The 16,590-nt window shown below is 59.1% G+C and carries 14 protein-coding genes and 1 tRNA gene; 5 read left to right on the top strand and 10 right to left on the bottom strand.

The features are described 5' to 3' along the window. Positions 1–17: 17 nt before the first annotated feature. Complete coding sequence (gene fpr, locus GTU76_RS22640; protein ID WP_007908723.1) at positions 18–797, top strand: ferredoxin-NADP reductase; 780 nt, start codon at positions 18–20, stop codon at positions 795–797. Between the two features lie 158 nt (positions 798–955). Here fpr and tsaA read toward each other — a convergent pair whose 3' ends face one another. From tsaA to rimO, 6 genes are all read right to left on the bottom strand, one after another. After that, complete coding sequence (tsaA, locus tag GTU76_RS22645; RefSeq protein WP_180699640.1) at positions 956–1,654, bottom strand: tRNA (N6-threonylcarbamoyladenosine(37)-N6)-methyltransferase TrmO; 699 nt, start codon at positions 1,652–1,654, stop codon at positions 956–958. 168 nt (positions 1,655–1,822) lie between these two features. Further along, positions 1,823–2,593 (bottom strand): SDR family oxidoreductase, encoded by a 771-nt coding sequence (locus tag GTU76_RS22650; protein WP_180699631.1) that lies wholly within the window; start codon positions 2,591–2,593, stop codon positions 1,823–1,825. 129 nt (positions 2,594–2,722) lie between these two features. Further along, positions 2,723–3,193 (bottom strand): YehS family protein, encoded by a 471-nt coding sequence (locus GTU76_RS22655; RefSeq protein WP_007908719.1) that lies wholly within the window; start codon positions 3,191–3,193, stop codon positions 2,723–2,725. Between the two features lie 72 nt (positions 3,194–3,265). Beyond that, a complete protein-coding gene (locus tag GTU76_RS22660; RefSeq protein ID WP_038358070.1) occupies positions 3,266–3,976 on the bottom strand; it encodes an rRNA pseudouridine synthase in 711 nt (236 codons plus the stop codon). 190 nt (positions 3,977–4,166) lie between these two features. After that, positions 4,167–4,640, bottom strand: a complete 474-nt coding sequence (locus GTU76_RS22665; RefSeq protein ID WP_016985729.1) for a GNAT family N-acetyltransferase — start codon at positions 4,638–4,640, stop codon at positions 4,167–4,169. Between the two features lie 322 nt (positions 4,641–4,962). Beyond that, positions 4,963–6,300, bottom strand: a complete 1,338-nt coding sequence (gene rimO, locus GTU76_RS22670; protein WP_008088939.1) for a 30S ribosomal protein S12 methylthiotransferase RimO — start codon at positions 6,298–6,300, stop codon at positions 4,963–4,965. 349 nt (positions 6,301–6,649) lie between these two features. Here rimO and GTU76_RS22675 point away from each other — a divergent pair, with 349 nt between their 5' ends. Then, complete coding sequence (locus GTU76_RS22675) at positions 6,650–8,491, top strand: potassium transporter Kup (RefSeq protein WP_425503658.1); 1,842 nt, start codon at positions 6,650–6,652, stop codon at positions 8,489–8,491. 199 nt (positions 8,492–8,690) lie between these two features. Here GTU76_RS22675 and GTU76_RS22680 read toward each other — a convergent pair whose 3' ends face one another. After that, positions 8,691–9,020 carry a DUF3077 domain-containing protein gene (locus tag GTU76_RS22680; protein ID WP_180699633.1) on the bottom strand — a complete coding sequence of 110 codons (330 nt, stop codon included), beginning with the start codon at positions 9,018–9,020 and terminating at the stop codon, positions 8,691–8,693. Between the two features lie 640 nt (positions 9,021–9,660). Between GTU76_RS22680 and GTU76_RS22685 the strand changes: the two genes are divergently transcribed. Genes GTU76_RS22685 through GTU76_RS22695 form a run of 3 tightly spaced genes read left to right on the top strand, consistent with a single transcriptional unit; the run spans position 9,661 to position 11,808 of the window. Then, the gene (locus GTU76_RS22685; protein WP_134176854.1) at positions 9,661–10,428 is read left to right on the top strand and encodes a MarR family transcriptional regulator; all 768 of its coding nucleotides are present in this window, start codon (positions 9,661–9,663) and stop codon (positions 10,426–10,428) included. Position 10,429: 1 nt separating this feature from the next. After that, positions 10,430–11,128 carry a hypothetical protein gene (locus GTU76_RS22690; protein WP_180699634.1) on the top strand — a complete coding sequence of 233 codons (699 nt, stop codon included), beginning with the start codon at positions 10,430–10,432 and terminating at the stop codon, positions 11,126–11,128. Next, entirely contained in the window at positions 11,125–11,808 is a 684-nt protein-coding gene (locus GTU76_RS22695; protein WP_180699635.1) for a serine/threonine protein phosphatase, read from the top strand. The genes GTU76_RS22690 and GTU76_RS22695 overlap by 4 nt, the downstream gene beginning before the upstream one ends. 198 nt (positions 11,809–12,006) lie before the next feature. Here the strand turns inward: GTU76_RS22695 and GTU76_RS22700 are convergent, their stop codons facing one another. From GTU76_RS22700 to GTU76_RS22710, 3 genes are all read right to left on the bottom strand, one after another. Next, entirely contained in the window at positions 12,007–13,302 is a 1,296-nt protein-coding gene (locus tag GTU76_RS22700; RefSeq protein ID WP_180699636.1) for a virulence factor family protein, read from the bottom strand. Continuing rightward, positions 13,302–15,941: a bifunctional lysylphosphatidylglycerol flippase/synthetase MprF gene (gene mprF, locus GTU76_RS22705; protein WP_175555178.1), complete on the bottom strand. Its 2,640-nt coding sequence runs from the start codon at positions 15,939–15,941 to the stop codon at positions 13,302–13,304. Before mprF ends, GTU76_RS22700 begins: the two co-directional genes overlap by 1 nt. Positions 15,942–16,220: 279 nt before the next feature. Continuing rightward, positions 16,221–16,297 (bottom strand) — tRNA-Met (locus GTU76_RS22710). Positions 16,298–16,590: the final 293 nt, after the last annotated feature.

Here is a 16,590-nt window from a genome sequence, read left to right on the forward strand (position 1 = left end):
CCAGGAGTCAAACGTACATGAGCAACATGAACCACGAGCGTGTCCTCAGTGTTCATCACTGGAACGACACTCTGTTCAGCTTCAAGTGCACCCGCGATCCGGGCCTGCGCTTCGAGAACGGTCAGTTCGTGATGATCGGCCTGCAACAGCCCAACGGCCGCCCGCTTATGCGCGCTTACTCGATCGCCAGCCCGAACTGGGAAGAGCATCTGGAATTCTTCAGCATCAAGGTGCAGGACGGTCCGCTGACTTCGCAGTTGCAGCACTTGAAGGAAGGCGACGAGATCATTATCTCGAAGAAACCTACCGGTACCCTGGTTCTGGATGACCTGAACCCGGGCAAGCACTTGTACCTGCTCAGCACCGGCACCGGTCTGGCGCCGTTCATGAGCGTGATCCAGGACCCGGAAACCTACGAGCGCTTTGAAAAAGTGATCCTGGTGCACGGTGTACGTTACGTCAACGAAGTTGCCTACCGCGAATTCATCACCGAGCACCTGCCGCAGAACGAGTTCTTCGGCGAAGCGCTGCGTGACAAGCTGATCTACTACCCGACCGTGACCCGCGAGCCTTTCGAGAATCAGGGCCGTCTGACCGACCTGATGCGCAGCGGCAAGCTGTTCAGCGACATCGGCCTGCCACCGATCAACCCGCAGGACGACCGCGCGATGATCTGCGGCAGCCCGAGCATGCTCGACGAGACCAGCGAAGTGCTCGACAGCTTCGGCCTGAAGATCTCGGCGCGGATGCGCGAGCCGGGTGACTACCTGATCGAGCGTGCGTTCGTCGAGAAGTAAGCACCAAAACTGTAGGAGTGAGCCTGCTCGCGATAGCGATGGATCAGTCAAGATGGATGTCGACTGACACGGCCCTATCGCGAGCAGGCTCACTCCTACAGAAAAGCAAAAAGCCCGCGTTGCCTGTGAAGGCAGCGCGGGCTTTTTCGTTTCCGGGGTCAGGCCCCGGCAGGGATGACTTCGAGCACGCGGATCCGCTCGGGTGTCGGGTAATGCCAGCGCACATCCAGATCCCAGAATTGCGCGCCGTACTCGCGTTCAGGTGCCGGAGTCTGATACGCCGGACGCGGATCCTGGGCCAGACACTGTTCAATCAAAGCCACCAACGGCTCATCAAGGCGCTGAGCGTGTGTGTGCGCCTGTTTCAGCGCCGAATCCGTCCACTGCACGTCAATCAACTGCGGCGCGGCGCTGGCAATGCTGTTGGAGGCCTCGGGAATGATATCGGCGTAAGGCACGTAGGGTTTGATGTCGAGAATCGGCGTGCCGTCGAGCAAGTCGATTCCGGAAATGAACAAGCGATTGGCTTCGACCTTGTCCAGTTTCACTACCGATTGGCCAATGCCGTTGGGCCGGTGAGTGGCGCGGGTGGCGAATACGCCCATGGATTTGTTGCCGCCCAGGCGCGGCGGACGGACTTTCAGTCGCGGTTTGTCTTCCAGTGCCTGATGGAACAGAAACAGCAGCCAGACATGGCTGACCTGCTCCAGCCCTTGCACGGCGTCACCCTGATCGAACGGCGCCACCAGTTCCAGCACGCCACGGGCGGCGGGGGCCAATTGGGGCTGGCGGGGGATGGCGAATTTCTCCTTGAAGCAGGAGCGCACAAAGCCGATGGGGGAGACGCTGTAAGTCATGGTTTGCATTCGAAGCGGGGCAGGGGTGGGCATGATAACCCGTCCCGTCTAAAGTCTGGTGCTGGCAGGGCTGGCCTCTTCGCGAGCAGGCTCGCTCCCACATTAGATCTATGGCGTGCACAAGATACCTGTGGGAGCGAGCTTGCTCGCGAAGGTCGCGCCGCCGATCTAGAGGCTGAACCCACCATCCAGCGGAATAATATTTCCGGTCATATAGGCCCCCGCCGTACTCGCCAGACTGATCGCCAACGCCGCCATCTCCTCCTCTCGCCCCCACCGCTTCATCGGAATCAACGCCGTATCCTCAGCCAGCGCCTTCTCATCATTGCCAATATGCTGAGTCATCTTGCTCGGAAAGCGCCCCGGCGCGATCACATTGACGTTGATGTGCTGGCTCACCAGTTCGCGCGCCAGAATCCGCGACAATTGATGCAGGGCAGCCTTGCTCGGCCCGTAGGCATACGCCTGCTCGCCGAAGGAAGAAATCCCCGCCACCGAGCCAATGTTGATAATCCGCGCTGGATTCGCCGCTGAACCTGCCTTGCGCAACAGCGGCAGAAATTGCTGGATGCAACTGAACACCGACGTCACGTTGAGCTGCATGACCTTTTCCCAACCCTTGACCGGATAGCTCTCCAGCGGCGCGCCCCACGTGGTGCCGGCGTTGTTCACCAGAATATCCAGGTGGGTGATCTGTTCGCCCAGGCGCGCGGCCAGTTCCTGTACGCCTTCTTCCGTCGCCAGGTTTGCGGCGATGCCATGACATTTGCCCAGGGCACTGAGCTCTTCAGCGGTTTGATGGCAGGCTTCGGCATCGCGCGAGCAGACGTAAACGCGCGCGCCAGCCTCGACAAAGGCCTTGGCCATCATTTTGCCGATACCGCGGGTGCCGCCGGTCACCAGAGCGGTGCGGCCTTGCAGGGAAAAATACGGGTGCATGGCGAGTCCTGAGGATTAGGGATCAGTACACCCTAGTCGTCAGCCGCAAAAAGCGGAGCCACTATTTTCGAAAGGAATGAACGGTCATGCGCTGCGGCGGCGACCATCAGTCGCCACCGCAGAAGGGCATCAGGCGGGGCGAACGCGCAGGGTCAGGCCCTTGAGGAAGTTGCGCAGCAACTGGTCGCCGCACGGGCGATAGTTGGTGTGGCCGACCTTGCGGAACAGCGCGCTCAGCTCAGGCTTGGACACCGGGAACTCGGCAGCCTTGAGGATTGCGTGCATATCGTCTTCTTTCAGTTCGAAGGCCACGCGCAGCTTTTTCAGGATGATGTTGTTGGTCACCGGCACTTCGATCGGCTGCGGCGGACGGCTTTCGTCCTTGCCACGCTTGAAGATCACCAGGCCGTCGAGGAAGTGCGCGATGACTTCGTCCGGGCAGCGCACGAAACCTTCTTCGTCTTCTTCTTTCTTGTCGAGCCATGTCACTACGTCGGCGAGCGCTACTTCCATGCCGCCGAGCTTGATGATCTCGACCACTTTCTTGTCGCTGATGTCGAGCATGTAGCGCACGCTGCGCAATACGTCGTTATGAATCATTTGAGTAATCCTGATAAGCGTTGTGGGCAGCGCGCAGGCGCATTGCCGGAATGTGTGGCGGCAGTGGAAGCTTTAGAACTTCTCTTTGCCGGACAGGTAGCGCCATTGGCCGACCGGGACCTTGCCGATCGAGACGCCGCCGATGCGGATGCGGCGGATGCCGATGACCTTCAGGCCGACCGCTTCGCAGAACTGGGCGATGATGCCGGGCTGCGGGTTTTTCATGGCGAAGCGCAGACGGTTTTCGTTCTGCCAGCTGGCCTTGACCGGCGGCAGCTCCTTGCCCTTGTGCGTCAGGCCGTGCTGCAAGCGGTTGAGGCCGTGGGCGACCATGTCACCTTCGACTTCAACCACGTATTCCTGCTCGATCTTCGCGGCGTCAGCGGTGAGCTTGCGCAGGATTTTCCAGTCCTGGGTGAACACCAGCAGGCCGCTGGCCTTGGCTTGCAAGTCGGCGCTGGCCGTCAGGCGCAGGAAGTGCCCGCGCAACGGGCGCTTGCTGAAGCGGTGTTCTTCGCTGAGGGTTTCGGCGCTCAGCGATTGCATGGCGCTCTCGACGTCCATGCCGGCCGGCGCGTTGAGCAGGATGGTCACCGGTTCTGGCGCGGTGGCCTTGGCGTCCTTGTCCAGCTCGACCTTCTGGTCGCCGACCTTGAATTGCGGCTCGTCAATCACTTCGCCGTCCACGGTGACCCAGCCGCCCTCAATGAACAGCTCGGCCTCCCGGCGGGAGCAACCGACCAGTTCGATGAGGCGTTTGGAGAGGCGAATCGGGTCAGTCATGACAGGGCCGTAACAAAAAAGGGGTGGGCATTGTACCTGTGTGGCGCCGGTTAAGCCCGGTTCCATTTACAGGCTGTTCGCAATTCCCTGTGGGAGCCAGCCTGCTGGCGATTGCATCACCGCGGTGTATCTGACTGACCGCGGCGCATGCATCGCGAGCAGGCTCACTCCTACATGGGGTTGTGTTGTGTCAGCCGTTGCTTGAGCGTTGCTGATTCTGTCGCAGGCGCATATGCAGCAACGGATACGGCTGGCCCATGCCATCGACCTCCGAGCGGCCGATCACTTCGAAACCCTGCTTGAAGTAAAAGCCCAAGGCTTGCGGGTTCTGTTCGTTGACGTCGAGTTCATCGGCATTCAGATGCTGCATCGCGTAGTTGAGCAGTTTCTTGCCCAAGCCCTGGCCACGATAATCCGGATCGATGAACAGCATTTCAATTTTGCCCGCCGCAACCCCGGCAAACCCGGTAATGCGCTGATTGGCGTCCTTGGTGCAGATCAACATCACCGCATCCAGATAACGCGTGAGCACCAGATTGCGCAGCAATTCGATGTAGCTGTCCGGTAGAAAATCATGGGTGGCGCGGACCGAGGCCTCCCAGACCCGGGTCAATTCCTGATAATCGCTGAGTTTCGGCGTGTGGATGACCGAGTGGTGACGCATGCCCGTCTGCCTCTTGTCCGTTTCAAGGGAGTCCGTCCCCCGCTAAACGATAGCCGTAAAAAAGCCCCGCATCTTGTAAAAAGAGTGGGGCTTTTTGTATTTGTTGTGGGGTCTGGCTGGATACTTCTGTCGCCAGCAAGATCTCTCCCCCTCACCCCAACCCTCTCCCCCAGAGGGGGCGAGGGGGAAGGGAGCTGAACTTCGTGCTGTTCAAACCTGAGTTCAACCGGATAGCTCAGGTCGATGTACCTCGAAAGAACAACACGGTCAGCTCCCTCTCCCTCCGGGAGAGGGCTGGGGTGAGGGGCTTTTGATCTTCAGATCAGATCTGCTCAGCCCACAGGTCATATTCGTCAGCGTCAGTCACCTTGCACCAGACCTTGTCGCCCGGCTTCAGATTGCTGCCATTGTCGATAAACACATTGCCATCGATTTCCGGCGCATCGAAGAAGCAGCGGCCAACTGCGCCTTGCTCGTCAACTTCGTCCACCAGCACTTCGATCTCACGGCCAATACGCATTTGCAGACGCGCCGAGCTGATCGCTTGCTGGTGCGCCATGAAGCGATCCCAACGATCCTGCTTGACCTCGTCTGGAACAATCTCCAGATCCAGATCATTGGCCGGTGCGCCTTCAACCGGCGAGTACTGGAAGCAGCCGACGCGGTCGAGTTGCGCTTCGGTCAGCCAGTTCAGCAGGTACTGGAAGTCTTCTTCGGTTTCGCCCGGGAAGCCGACGATGAAGGTCGAACGGATGATCAGGTCCGGGCAGATTTCGCGCCAGTTCTTGATGCGTGCCAGGGTCTTGTCTTCGAACGCCGGGCGTTTCATCGACTTCAACACTTTCGGGCTTGCGTGCTGGAACGGGATGTCCAGGTACGGCAGGATCTTGCCGGCGGCCATCAACGGGATCAGCTCGTCAACGTGCGGGTACGGGTAAACGTAGTGCAGGCGGACCCAGACGCCGAGGGTGCTCAGCGCTTCGCAGAGTTCGGTCATGCGGGTTTTCACCGGCGCGCCGTTCCAGAAACCGGTGCGGTATTTCACGTCAACGCCGTAGGCGCTGGTGTCTTGGGAAATCACCAACAGCTCTTTAACGCCGGACTTGACCAGACGCTGAGCTTCGTCGAGCACATCACCGACCGGACGGCTGACCAGTTTGCCGCGCATCGACGGGATGATGCAGAACGAACAGCTGTGGTTGCAGCCTTCGGAAATCTTCAGATACGCGTAGTGACGCGGGGTCAGCTTGATGCCTTGCGGCGGCACCAGGTCGATCAGCGGGTTGTGATCCTTACGCGGTGGCACCACTTCGTGCACGGCGTTGACCACTTGCTCGTACTGCTGCGGGCCGGTCACGGCCAGCACGCTCGGGTGCACGTTGCGGATGTTGCCTTCTTCCACGCCCATGCAACCGGTGACGATCACCTTGCCGTTTTCCTTGATCGCTTCGCCGATCACTTCCAGCGACTCAGCCTTGGCCGAATCGATGAAACCGCAGGTGTTGACGACTACAACGTCGGCGTCCTGATAGGTGGACACCACGTCATAGCCTTCCATGCGCAGCTGGGTCAGGATGCGCTCGGAGTCGACCAGTGCTTTCGGGCAACCCAGAGATACAAAGCCAACCTTTGGATTGGCCGGCGCAGGAGTGGTGGACATGTCTAACCTCGGTATTTTGTGACATCGCTTTCTTGGTGCGAAAGCCGACGGACGGGCGCTTAGGGCGCGCCTCTGATCAAAAAGTGCGCAATTCTAGCGGCGGGCAACGCACTTGACCAGCTTTATGCAGGGAAATACGACGAGTGCTGCGCTATGCTTCGCGCCGTTGAGCTTTACCAATTTTTTACAGTCAACAAAACGTCTGTAACAACAGGTAAAACAGCGCATGCTGCACCACAAAGCATAGTGCTTCATTCAAGAAGCCGGTTCTGAGAAGTAGGAGTGTTGGATGGGTCAGGCAAGTAGTCATGCGGCAGGCGCCGAGGGTTCGGCCTCCAAGCCGCTGAGCATGCTGGTCGCGGCGGTCGGGGTAGTTTACGGCGACATCGGCACGAGCCCGTTGTACACCCTCAAAGAAGTGTTTTCCGGCGGTTACGGCGTACCGGTCAACCACGATGGCGTGCTGGGCATACTGTCGTTGATCTTCTGGTCGCTGATCTGGGTCGTGTCGATCAAATACATGATGTTCGTGCTGCGCGCCGATAACCAGGGCGAGGGCGGCATCATGGCGCTCACCGCACTGGCTCGTCGCGCGGCAGGGCATCGCAAAAAGCTGCGTTCGTTGCTGGTGGTGTGCGGACTGATCGGCGCGGCGCTGTTTTATGGCGACAGCATGATCACCCCGGCGATCTCGGTGTTGTCGGCTATTGAAGGTCTGGGGCTGGCATTCGATGGCATCGACCATTGGGTGGTGCCGCTGTCGCTGGTGGTGCTGGTCGGGTTGTTCCTGATCCAGAGCCACGGCACGGCGCGGATCGGCATTCTGTTCGGGCCGATCATGGTCACCTGGTTCCTCGTCCTCGGCGCCCTCGGTGTGTATGGCATCAGCCACGCACCAGAAGTGCTGCATGCGATGAACCCGATATGGGCGGTGAATTTCTTCGTCGTTCATCCAGGCATGGGCGTGGCCATTCTCGGCGCTGTGGTGCTGGCGCTGACCGGTGCCGAAGCGCTGTACGCCGACATGGGCCACTTTGGTCGCAAGCCGATTGCCCGGGCGTGGTTCATCCTGGTGTTGCCGGCGCTGGTGCTGAATTATTTCGGTCAGGGCGCTTTGTTGCTGGAAAACCCGGAAGCGGCGCGTAACCCGTTCTACCTGCTGGCGCCGAGCTGGGCGTTGATTCCGCTGGTCGGCTTGTCGACGTTGGCCACGGTGATTGCCTCGCAAGCGGTGATTTCCGGTGCGTTCTCCCTGACCCGTCAGGCGATTCAGCTCGGCTACATTCCACGCATGTACATCCAGCACACCTCCAGCGACGAGCAGGGCCAGATTTATATTGGTGCGGTGAACTGGGCGCTGATGGTTGGCGTTGTGCTGCTGGTGCTTGGCTTCGAATCCTCCGGCGCCCTGGCCTCGGCCTACGGCGTGGCGGTGACTGGCACCATGCTGATGACCACCATTCTGGTGTCGGCGGTTATGTTGCTGCTGTGGAAATGGCCACCGATCCTCGCCGTACCGGTGCTGATCGGCTTCCTGTTGGTGGACGGTCTCTACTTCGCCGCCAACGTGCCGAAGATCGTTCAGGGCGGCGCATTCCCGGTGATTGCCGGTATTGCGCTGTTTGTGCTGATGACCACCTGGAAACGCGGTAAGCAGTTGCTCGTCGATCGCCTCGACGAAGGCGCACTGCCGCTGCCGATCTTTATCAGCAGCATCCGCGTGCAGCCACCGCATCGAGTGCAGGGCACCGCCGTGTTCCTCACCGCGCGCTCCGACGCCGTGCCGCATGCGCTGTTGCACAACCTGCTGCACAACCAGGTGCTGCATGAGCAAGTGGTGTTGCTGACGGTGGTCTACGAAGACATCCCGCGCGTACCGCCATCGCGACGCTTCGAAGTCGAGGCCCACGGCGAAGGCTTCTTCCGGGTGATCCTGCACTTCGGCTTCACCGATGAGCCGGACGTGCCGCAGGCGCTGAAGCTGTGTCATCTGGATGATCTGGACTTCAGCCCGATGCGCACGACTTACTTCCTCAGCCGGGAAACGGTGATTGCCTCGAAACTTGAGGGCATGGCGCGTTGGCGTGAGGCGTTGTTTGCGTTCATGTTGAAGAATGCCAATGGGAATTTGCGGTTCTTCAATCTGCCGCTGAATCGGGTGATTGAGTTGGGGACGCAGGTGGAGATGTAAGCCTGACCTCAACTGAAAAGCCCCCGTCAGCCTTGTGGTTGGCGGGGGCTTTTTTTGTGCCTGCACATAAGCTTCCAATCCACTGCAAATCCCCTGTGGGAGCGAGCTTGCTCGCGAAGGCTTAGTGTCAGGAGAAGCATTCTTCGGCTGACCCACCGCATTCGCGAGCAAGCTCGCTCCCACAGTGTAAGGGGTTGAATCAGGGGGTGCGTTGAGTCAAATCGGCTTCGGATTCGGTCTTCGTCCGCGCAGGTCGTGGGATCAGCGCTTGGATCACATCATCAATCAAGGCTTTGCCCATCACTGTCAGGTAATGCGCAGCCCAGGCATGGCGGTCGGTGTCTCTGATGAAGGCAGCGTCTTCTGCGAAGGATTTGGCGAGGGATAGCAGGTCGGAGGATTGCGACAAGGCATCGATGATCGGGATGCCGGCGCGGACGTTGAAGAACGCTTGATCCGCGTTGTAGAGGAAAGGGGTGAAGCCGATGGTTGTAAGGTCTGAAGGCGTTGACGGAATTTCTTTGCTCATTGTTTTGCTCCCTAAAACGAGGAGCTGCCGCATTCGTTACCACACGAATGGGTGGCAGCTGTACGCAGGGTGGTAAACCGGGAGAGCAAAGAAACCGGCAGACCCGAAGGTCTCCCACGTACAGCTGCCATGACAGTAAATTACAAGCGTAAAAGAACGCCTGATGTCGTGATGGAGGCACTGTTGCACTTTGCCTAACCGGGTTACCACACCCGATCGCTGAATGGGTCAGCGACGTCCGGAGAGTATCCCGTCAAAAAACAGCGCAATAGAGCGGCACAGCGCCCCAACAAGAGTTTCGGAGTTTGCCTACAAGGTCTGTGGGCGTCATCTGATATTGCGAGACTGGAAGTAAACGATACTAAACGTCAGGCACGAACCGACGTGTGCAAAGCATTCAGGTACGTATGACAGCATCAGCGGAACAAGAAGGACAGGATGAACCGAAGGACCTTCGGCTCGAAAAGAAGGCCAGTGAACGATTGCTCATTTTTGATCTGGCCCACGCAATCAGCCATGACGATATGCGGGCAAGGTATGCGGCGATTAGTGATCGACCCAAGGGCTTGACGACCCGGCCTCGTCAGTGAGACAAGTGTCCACGTTTTATGGAATGTGGACACTTGAGGTTTGGAGCTAAATGAAGAGTCAAGACATTTTGCTTTTGTTCAAAATGGCCAGTCTCCACGCTCAGGAAGAGAATCTCTTGGGGGAGATGGAGGCCGAATCGAATTCGGACAGGGTCGAAGAGCTGCTCAGGCCTTATGTCGTCAGCCGAATGACCGCAGGGGAGAGTGTGGGGAAGCCATTGGTCACCTACTCCACCGATGGGGAAGACACAATCTTCCATCGCCGCGAACTCGATTCGCCTTTCGCTGATGGGCCAGGCTGGGAGGGATGGGCGGAACCAGCATCTGATCCACCGCTGACAAGTTGGAGCGATCGCTACTCTCTGCGTGCGCTGTCTGCCTCTCTCGGACTGAGCAAAAGCGAAGTCTCAAATGCTCTCGCCCGATGCCGGGAATCCGGATTGCTCATCCATGACTACGACACCGGGCTTGCCAAAGTGCACCGTCGGGAACTGCTGAAAATTACCGAGTACGCGCTGAAGTACTTCTTCCCGGTCAAGCCTGGCGCGATGGTTCGTGGCATACCCACGGGCTTTGCGGCACCCGCGCTGTCCAAAAGCATCAAGAGTGCGGGTGGTTTGATTCCGGTCTGGCCCGATGCGCAGGGAACTGAGCGAGGCCAAGCGATAGAACCGCTTTACAAAACAGTGCCGGAAGCGGTGAAAAAAGACAGGATTCTTTACCACTATCTGGCGCTCGCTGATGCAATCCGTCTGGGTGGTCCGCGTGAGTGTGGTGTGGCAATCAGTATTCTGAAGGCAGGGATGGGGCTGAAATAACATGTCGTCAAACGCGGATCACAACTACGAACTCATTGAGTTCGTGGCTGAAGGCTTGGGCGAGGCGTTTCTCGCCGAAGTTGCTTTTGTTGGCGGTTGCACAACCGCCATGCTGGTTACAGATACAGCCGTGCTGGACGACATTCGTTTCACTGATGACGTTGATCTAGTGATCGAGTTGGCCGGTATCAGCGCCTGGAACCAACTCACCGAACGGCTGGCTGCCAAGGGATTCAAGATCACCGGTGAGGACGAGGTCAATTGTCGTTTTCGCTTCAATGACGTTGTCGTGGATGTCATGCCTTCCGATCCTGCAGTGCTCGGCTATGCCAACCGCTGGTTCGTCGAGGGGCTGGCGAGGGCGGATAAATTCACCCTGCCCAGCGGCACTGCCATCCAGATATTCCAGCCTGCATATTTTCTCGCGACGAAACTGGAAGCTTTCGCTGGTCGGGGAAATGGTGATCCTTATCACAAGGATGTCGAGGACATGATCATCTTGATCGATGGTCGGCCTGAGCTGTTGGAGGAGTTGCGCCAGACTGACAAGGACCTCAAGGCGTTCATCACAGAGGGAATCCACAAGCTGATGGCGCTCGATGGGGTTGGCTACGTGATCGAAAGTTCAGGCTCGGTGCAGGCGAATCCGGGCAGAGGGCAGATTATTCACAGGCGTTTGAAAGCGCTGGCCAACGCATGAGATACCACTCCCGATCAATCACTGGGCAAGCCAGCAGAACAAATAATGACTATGCCGGAGCGACCTGTGAGGGTGACGGTGGTTTTTTTGTTGTCGCGGATGGCACTTCCAGGCGCGGCAGTGGACAGCTGGCTGAAAGCTTCGTAAGCGGCATGTTGGCGGCTCATTCCACACAGGTGGAGCAGGGGGGCTATCCTGCAGAACCCGAAGCTGTTGAGCGTCTATTGGGTTCAATACTGGCGGATTTTCATGCATCGTTGCCTGCTGATCAGACGGGAGCGATCTGTTACCTGATTGGCTTGGTCGCTCATGGCCGACTCACCGTTGCATACGAAGGTGACTGTTCATGCGGGATTGTGACGCTGGCGGGAGCCATCGATTGGATTACGCCACCTCACTGCAAGGCCAATTGGCGGCGCGACCGTTCGCACTGCGAGTTGGCGCAAGACCCCGCGCGAAATTCGGTAACACGATGCTTGAAGATCAATCGGGTTCCGAACCCTGACTTTGTTTGTTGTGCACTGGACGCTGTTGAGCGCTTGGTTTTTGTCACTGATGGCTTTTGGGCGGACTTGACGCAAGCCCAGCAAAGCAGTTTGTTGGCGGCGCCGGAAAGCGACATTAGCGTTGGCGACGATGATGTCACGTGGATAGATGTTCAGCTTGGCCAGCAAGACTGAAGAGTTGTCTGAATCCAGCGCCATCCCTTGTAGGAGTGAGCCTGCTCGCGATAGCGGTGTGTCAGTTGGCAACTAGGTGGCTGACACTCCGCTATCGCGAGCAGGCTCACTCCTACAGGGGAACGGGTTCATCGTCCGAGATGTAAAAAGCCCCCGCAACTGCGAAGTTGCGGGGGCTTTTTATGGGCGTGGCTCAGATCACTCTTCGGCGACCGAGTCCTTGCTCTGGCGCTTCTCGATCAAATCCACCAAACGCTTGGCCAGCGCCGGGTAGTTCTCGTCGAAGTGGTGGCCACCTGGCAGTTTCACCGCTTCGCCAACAGCAGTCTTGTCCGTGCAACCACTTTCATCGGTCTCTTCTTCACCGTAGATGCACACCACTTTGGCCGGTGGCAGCTTGGCCATTTCCGGGCCGGTGGCGGCTTCTTTGCCGGCGTTGCCCAACCAGCCTTCGACTTCGATTTCGAAGCTGCCGGTGCGGGCGAAGGCCAGCAGGATGATTGCGTCGACGCGTTGCTGCTCGGTGTCTGGCAGGCGGTTGTAGATCGCCGGCAACACGTCAGCACCGAACGAGTAACCGGTGAGGATGAAGCGCTTGGTGCCCCATTTCTGCCGGTAGTGTTGCATCAGTTCGGTCAGGTCCAGAGCGCTTTGCTCCGGGCTCTTGTGCTGCCAGTAGTAGCGCAGGGTGTCGATGCCGACCACCGGGTAGCCGATCTTGGCCATTTCACCGGCCACGTCGCGGTCGAGGTCGCGCCAGCCGCCGTCACCGGAGAGGAACAGGGTCACGGTGTCCTTGGCTTGACCGGCCGGCACTTCAACCACCGGGATCGCCAGACCGCCGTTGGCCTTGTCGCCGCCGACGAGGATCTTGCGCAGTTCGTTGTTCAGCACTTGCGGCAGGTTGATGTCGTAATCGCTGATGCTGGTTTCGGCGTTCGGTTGATCGCGAACGAAACCTGCGCTGGCGTCGTCCGGATTGTCGTTCCAGGCTGCCAGCCAGTGGCCGTGGGCGGCGGATTTTGGCAGCAGGTGGGTGCAGCCACCTTTTTCCAGGGCCAGATCCACGGAAATGGCTTGGGCCTTGTCGTCTTTCTGTTCAGCCAACCAACGCCAGGCCAGTACCGCGCCGGGGCCGATACCGCTGACCAAAGTGGCCGGGCCGTTCAGTTCGCGCAGACCGGTTTGCAGGGCGCGGCTTTGCAGCAGGCAGTCCTTGGGCAGAATCACCTGAACGATCTGCGCCGAAGCGCTACGGCTCAGGGTGGTCAGTTGTTTTTCAGAGAGTTTCTGGTCGTCGTTGACGGCTACCAGCACCTGCGCCTTGGGCTTGGTGCCGGGAATGACGCGGGTCATGGCGGCGCCATCGGCCGGGTTGAGCTGTTCGACGGTCGGTTCCGGTGCCGGACGTTTGAGGTACCAGAAACCGCCGCCGGCAATCACGGCCAGCACGATCAGTGCGGCCAGGATGTACTTCAGGGAGCGTTGAATCATCAGCGTTTCACCAATCCAGTCAAGCCGCCCGCGATCAGGGCAGCAGTGTCGGCCAGCGCCACCAGCGGATCGAGTCCGGCGGGCACGGCCATATAACGGGGTTCCCAGTCAGGCTGGAACTTGTCTTTGAAGCGGCGCAAGCCTTGGAAGTTGTACAGCTGCTCACCACGGCGGAAAACCATCGAGCCCAGACGCTGGGTCAGCGGTGCACCACGCCGGGGTTGCAACCCCGACAACGGCACCATGCCCAGGCTGAAGCGCGCGTATCCGTGACTCTTATAGTGTTGAATCAGGCCGACCATCATGAACTCCATGGTCAGCTTGGGGGCGTCCGGGTGCGCGCGCATCAGGTCGAGACTGGCCAGGTCGTGGCTGTAAGTCTCGAGCAGGTTGGCGAATGCCACCGGGCGACCTTCGAAGCGAATCACCGCGATGCGGAAATGCTTCAGGTAATCGTCGCTGAAGCGGCCGAGGGAGAAGCCTTTCTCACGCACGTTCTTGCCGGTCAGCCACGCATCGGAAATCACTTTCAGTTCGTCCATCGGCGCCTGACCCGGTTCGTGGATTTCCAGCGACAGGCCGTCGCGGGTGCCACGGTTCCAGGTGTAGCGCAGGTCCTTCATCTCTTTGCCCTTGGCTTCCAGGTCAAAGCGATGCAGATCGACCCGGGCTTCTTCGCCGAGTTTGATCGCGGTCAGGCCGATGTCCATGTAGTACGGCAGGTTCTCCGCGCGCACCTGATAGAACACCGGGCGGGCATGGTGAATGTCGCAGAGGTCGCGGAACTGCCAGATCATCTCGGCGCGTTGCTGGCCGGGGCCGATCGGGTCGTACAGCGCCACCAGGCTGCGGCCACGGCGTGCATACATCAGGAAGGCTTCGTCGTTCTGGTGAAACAGCAACGCCTTGTCACCGGTCAGCGCGAGGCCACCGTCGGGTTGTGACGACGCCATCAGAATCTTCGCCGCGCGATCGAGCTCGTCAGGTGTCGGCAGGTGAATGACCGGGCGCGCGGTGCGCAGCAGCCAGGTCAGCGCGATCACCAGCAACAGCACAGCGGCGCCGAGCAGCGAACGCAGGCCACGCGGCGCGTCAGCATCCAGCGTGAACTGCCACCACAGTTGATGGCTGTAAGGTACGTCTTGATAGGCAAACAGCAACAGCCACGTCGAAGCGCCCAGCACACAGAGGCTGGCCACCAGATACAACGGCGAGAACGGCAGTTCGGTCAGGCGGCTCGGGCGATAAAACGAGCGACGGAACACACCGAGCAAGGCTGCGGTGAGGGTCATCAGCGTCGCTTCTTCCCAGTCGAAGCCTTTAAGCAGCGAGAGCAGGGCGCCGACCAGCAGCAGAATGGTGGTGAGCATCCACGCCGCCGACAAGCGCCGACGCAGGCCCTGAGCGAGCATCAGGCAGAGCACGCCGATCAGGCTGGCGCCGAAGTGCGAAGCGTCGACCAGACGATGCGGGATCAGAAAGCCGATGTGCTCCAGGCGTGTGTCGATCTCGGGTGTAGCGCCGGAAAACAGCAGCACCACACCGGACAGGAACACCAACACCGCCAGAATCGGTGCCGCCAGACCGGAGGCTGCGCGCATGGTTTGAGTCTGAAACAGACGCTGACCTTCGTTGATCAGCAGGAATACGCAGGCGACCAACAGCGGCAGCACCACGTAGATCAGACGATAGAGCAGGAGGGCGGCGGCCAGTGGTGCGGCACCGAGCTTGTCGGCGAACGCAGCCAGCAGGATCGCTTCGAATACACCGACGCCACCGGGTACATGGCTGAGTACGCCGGCAGCCAGTGCCAGCAGGTACACCAACAGGAACGCACCAAACGGTGGCGCTTCCGGCAGCAACAGATAAAGGACCGTGGCGGCAGCCGCAACGTCGAGGGCGGTAATGATCAGTTGCAGGAAAGTCAGACGACGCCCCGGCAAGCGCAGCGTGCGGCGACCAACCCTGACCAGCAGATTGTCGCGCAACGGTTGTTCCGGCAGGCGCCGACGGTAAATGCCAATAGCCAGTACTGCGCCAAGCGCCAGCACGACAGCGGCGACTGTGCCGAGCAGACCTTCGGACAAACCCAGGGCTTGAGAGGCAGCAGGCAGGTCGCTCAGCGTTGCCAGTGCAGCCAGCGGCGGCAAGGCGCAACCCAGCGACAGACTGGCGAACAAGGTCATGTGCGCGACTTCCGACGCCCCCAGACCCAGGCGTGCATATAAACGGTAGCGCACCGAACCGCCGGACAGTAGCGACAGACCGATCGCATTGCCAATCGCAAACGCGGTGAAGCCGCCCAGCGCCAATGTGCGCGGCGGCAAGGTCACGCCGGCATAGCGGCTGGCCGACCATTCGTAGCCGAGCAGAATAATGAAACCGACCACGGTCGCACCGAAGGCGCCGATCAGCGCGGGTTTCGGTACGTCGAGAATCGAGTCGTGCAGCGCATCGAGATCGAGTTCGGCGAGCAGATGACGACAGGCAATCAGCGCAATGGCGAACAGCAGCAAAGTCACCGCCAGACCAATCGGTTGTCGGTATTTGCTCAACCGATCCAGCAAGCGCAGACGCTCGGGCTTGATCGGATGTTCCGCTGTGACGGTGTCTTGTGGATCAGACGAGTTGGCGCGCATCAATCACCTCTTGGATTGTGCGCGACAGGATGGAGGTATCCAGCCAAGTAACCAATCCCTGTAGAAAAAAATAATCACAAAATACTACGCCTCTCACCGGGTATCGGCGAGGGCAGTTCCTGGATTGCAGACGCCTTGCCTGCGACTCAAGCATAGTCGCAAGTGAGGGCTTCTGAAGATCCCAAGCGGTTCACTGCACAGTGACAGATCATTGTTGCGAAAGGACTTTTTCAACAGATACAAAAAAGGCCACTCTTTCGAGTAGCCTTTTTTGATGTTTGGTTGCGGGAGCCGGATTTGAACCGACGACCTTCGGGTTATGAGCCCGACGAGCTACCAGACTGCTCCATCCCGCGTCTGTGTGGCGGCATTCTACAGACGAACGACGGAGTGTCAACCGCTAATCCCGCAAAGGGTCAAATAAGTGTGCAATCGCGTCAAACGGTCGCAGGTCGAGCGTTAAGTTTCGGAAATGCAACGAATTCCTGTTTGGCGATCACTTCTCTATAAGAGGAGGGATTCCACAAAACAGACGCGCACAAAAAAGGCCACTCTTTCGAGTAGCCTTTTTTGATGTTTGGTTGCGGGAGCCGGATTTGAACCGACGACCTTCGGGTTATGAGCCCGACGAGCTACCAGACTGCTCCAT

The sequence above is a fragment of the Pseudomonas crudilactis genome, assembly GCF_013433315.1.
GTDB classification, from domain to species: Bacteria; Pseudomonadota; Gammaproteobacteria; order Pseudomonadales; family Pseudomonadaceae; genus Aquipseudomonas; species Aquipseudomonas crudilactis.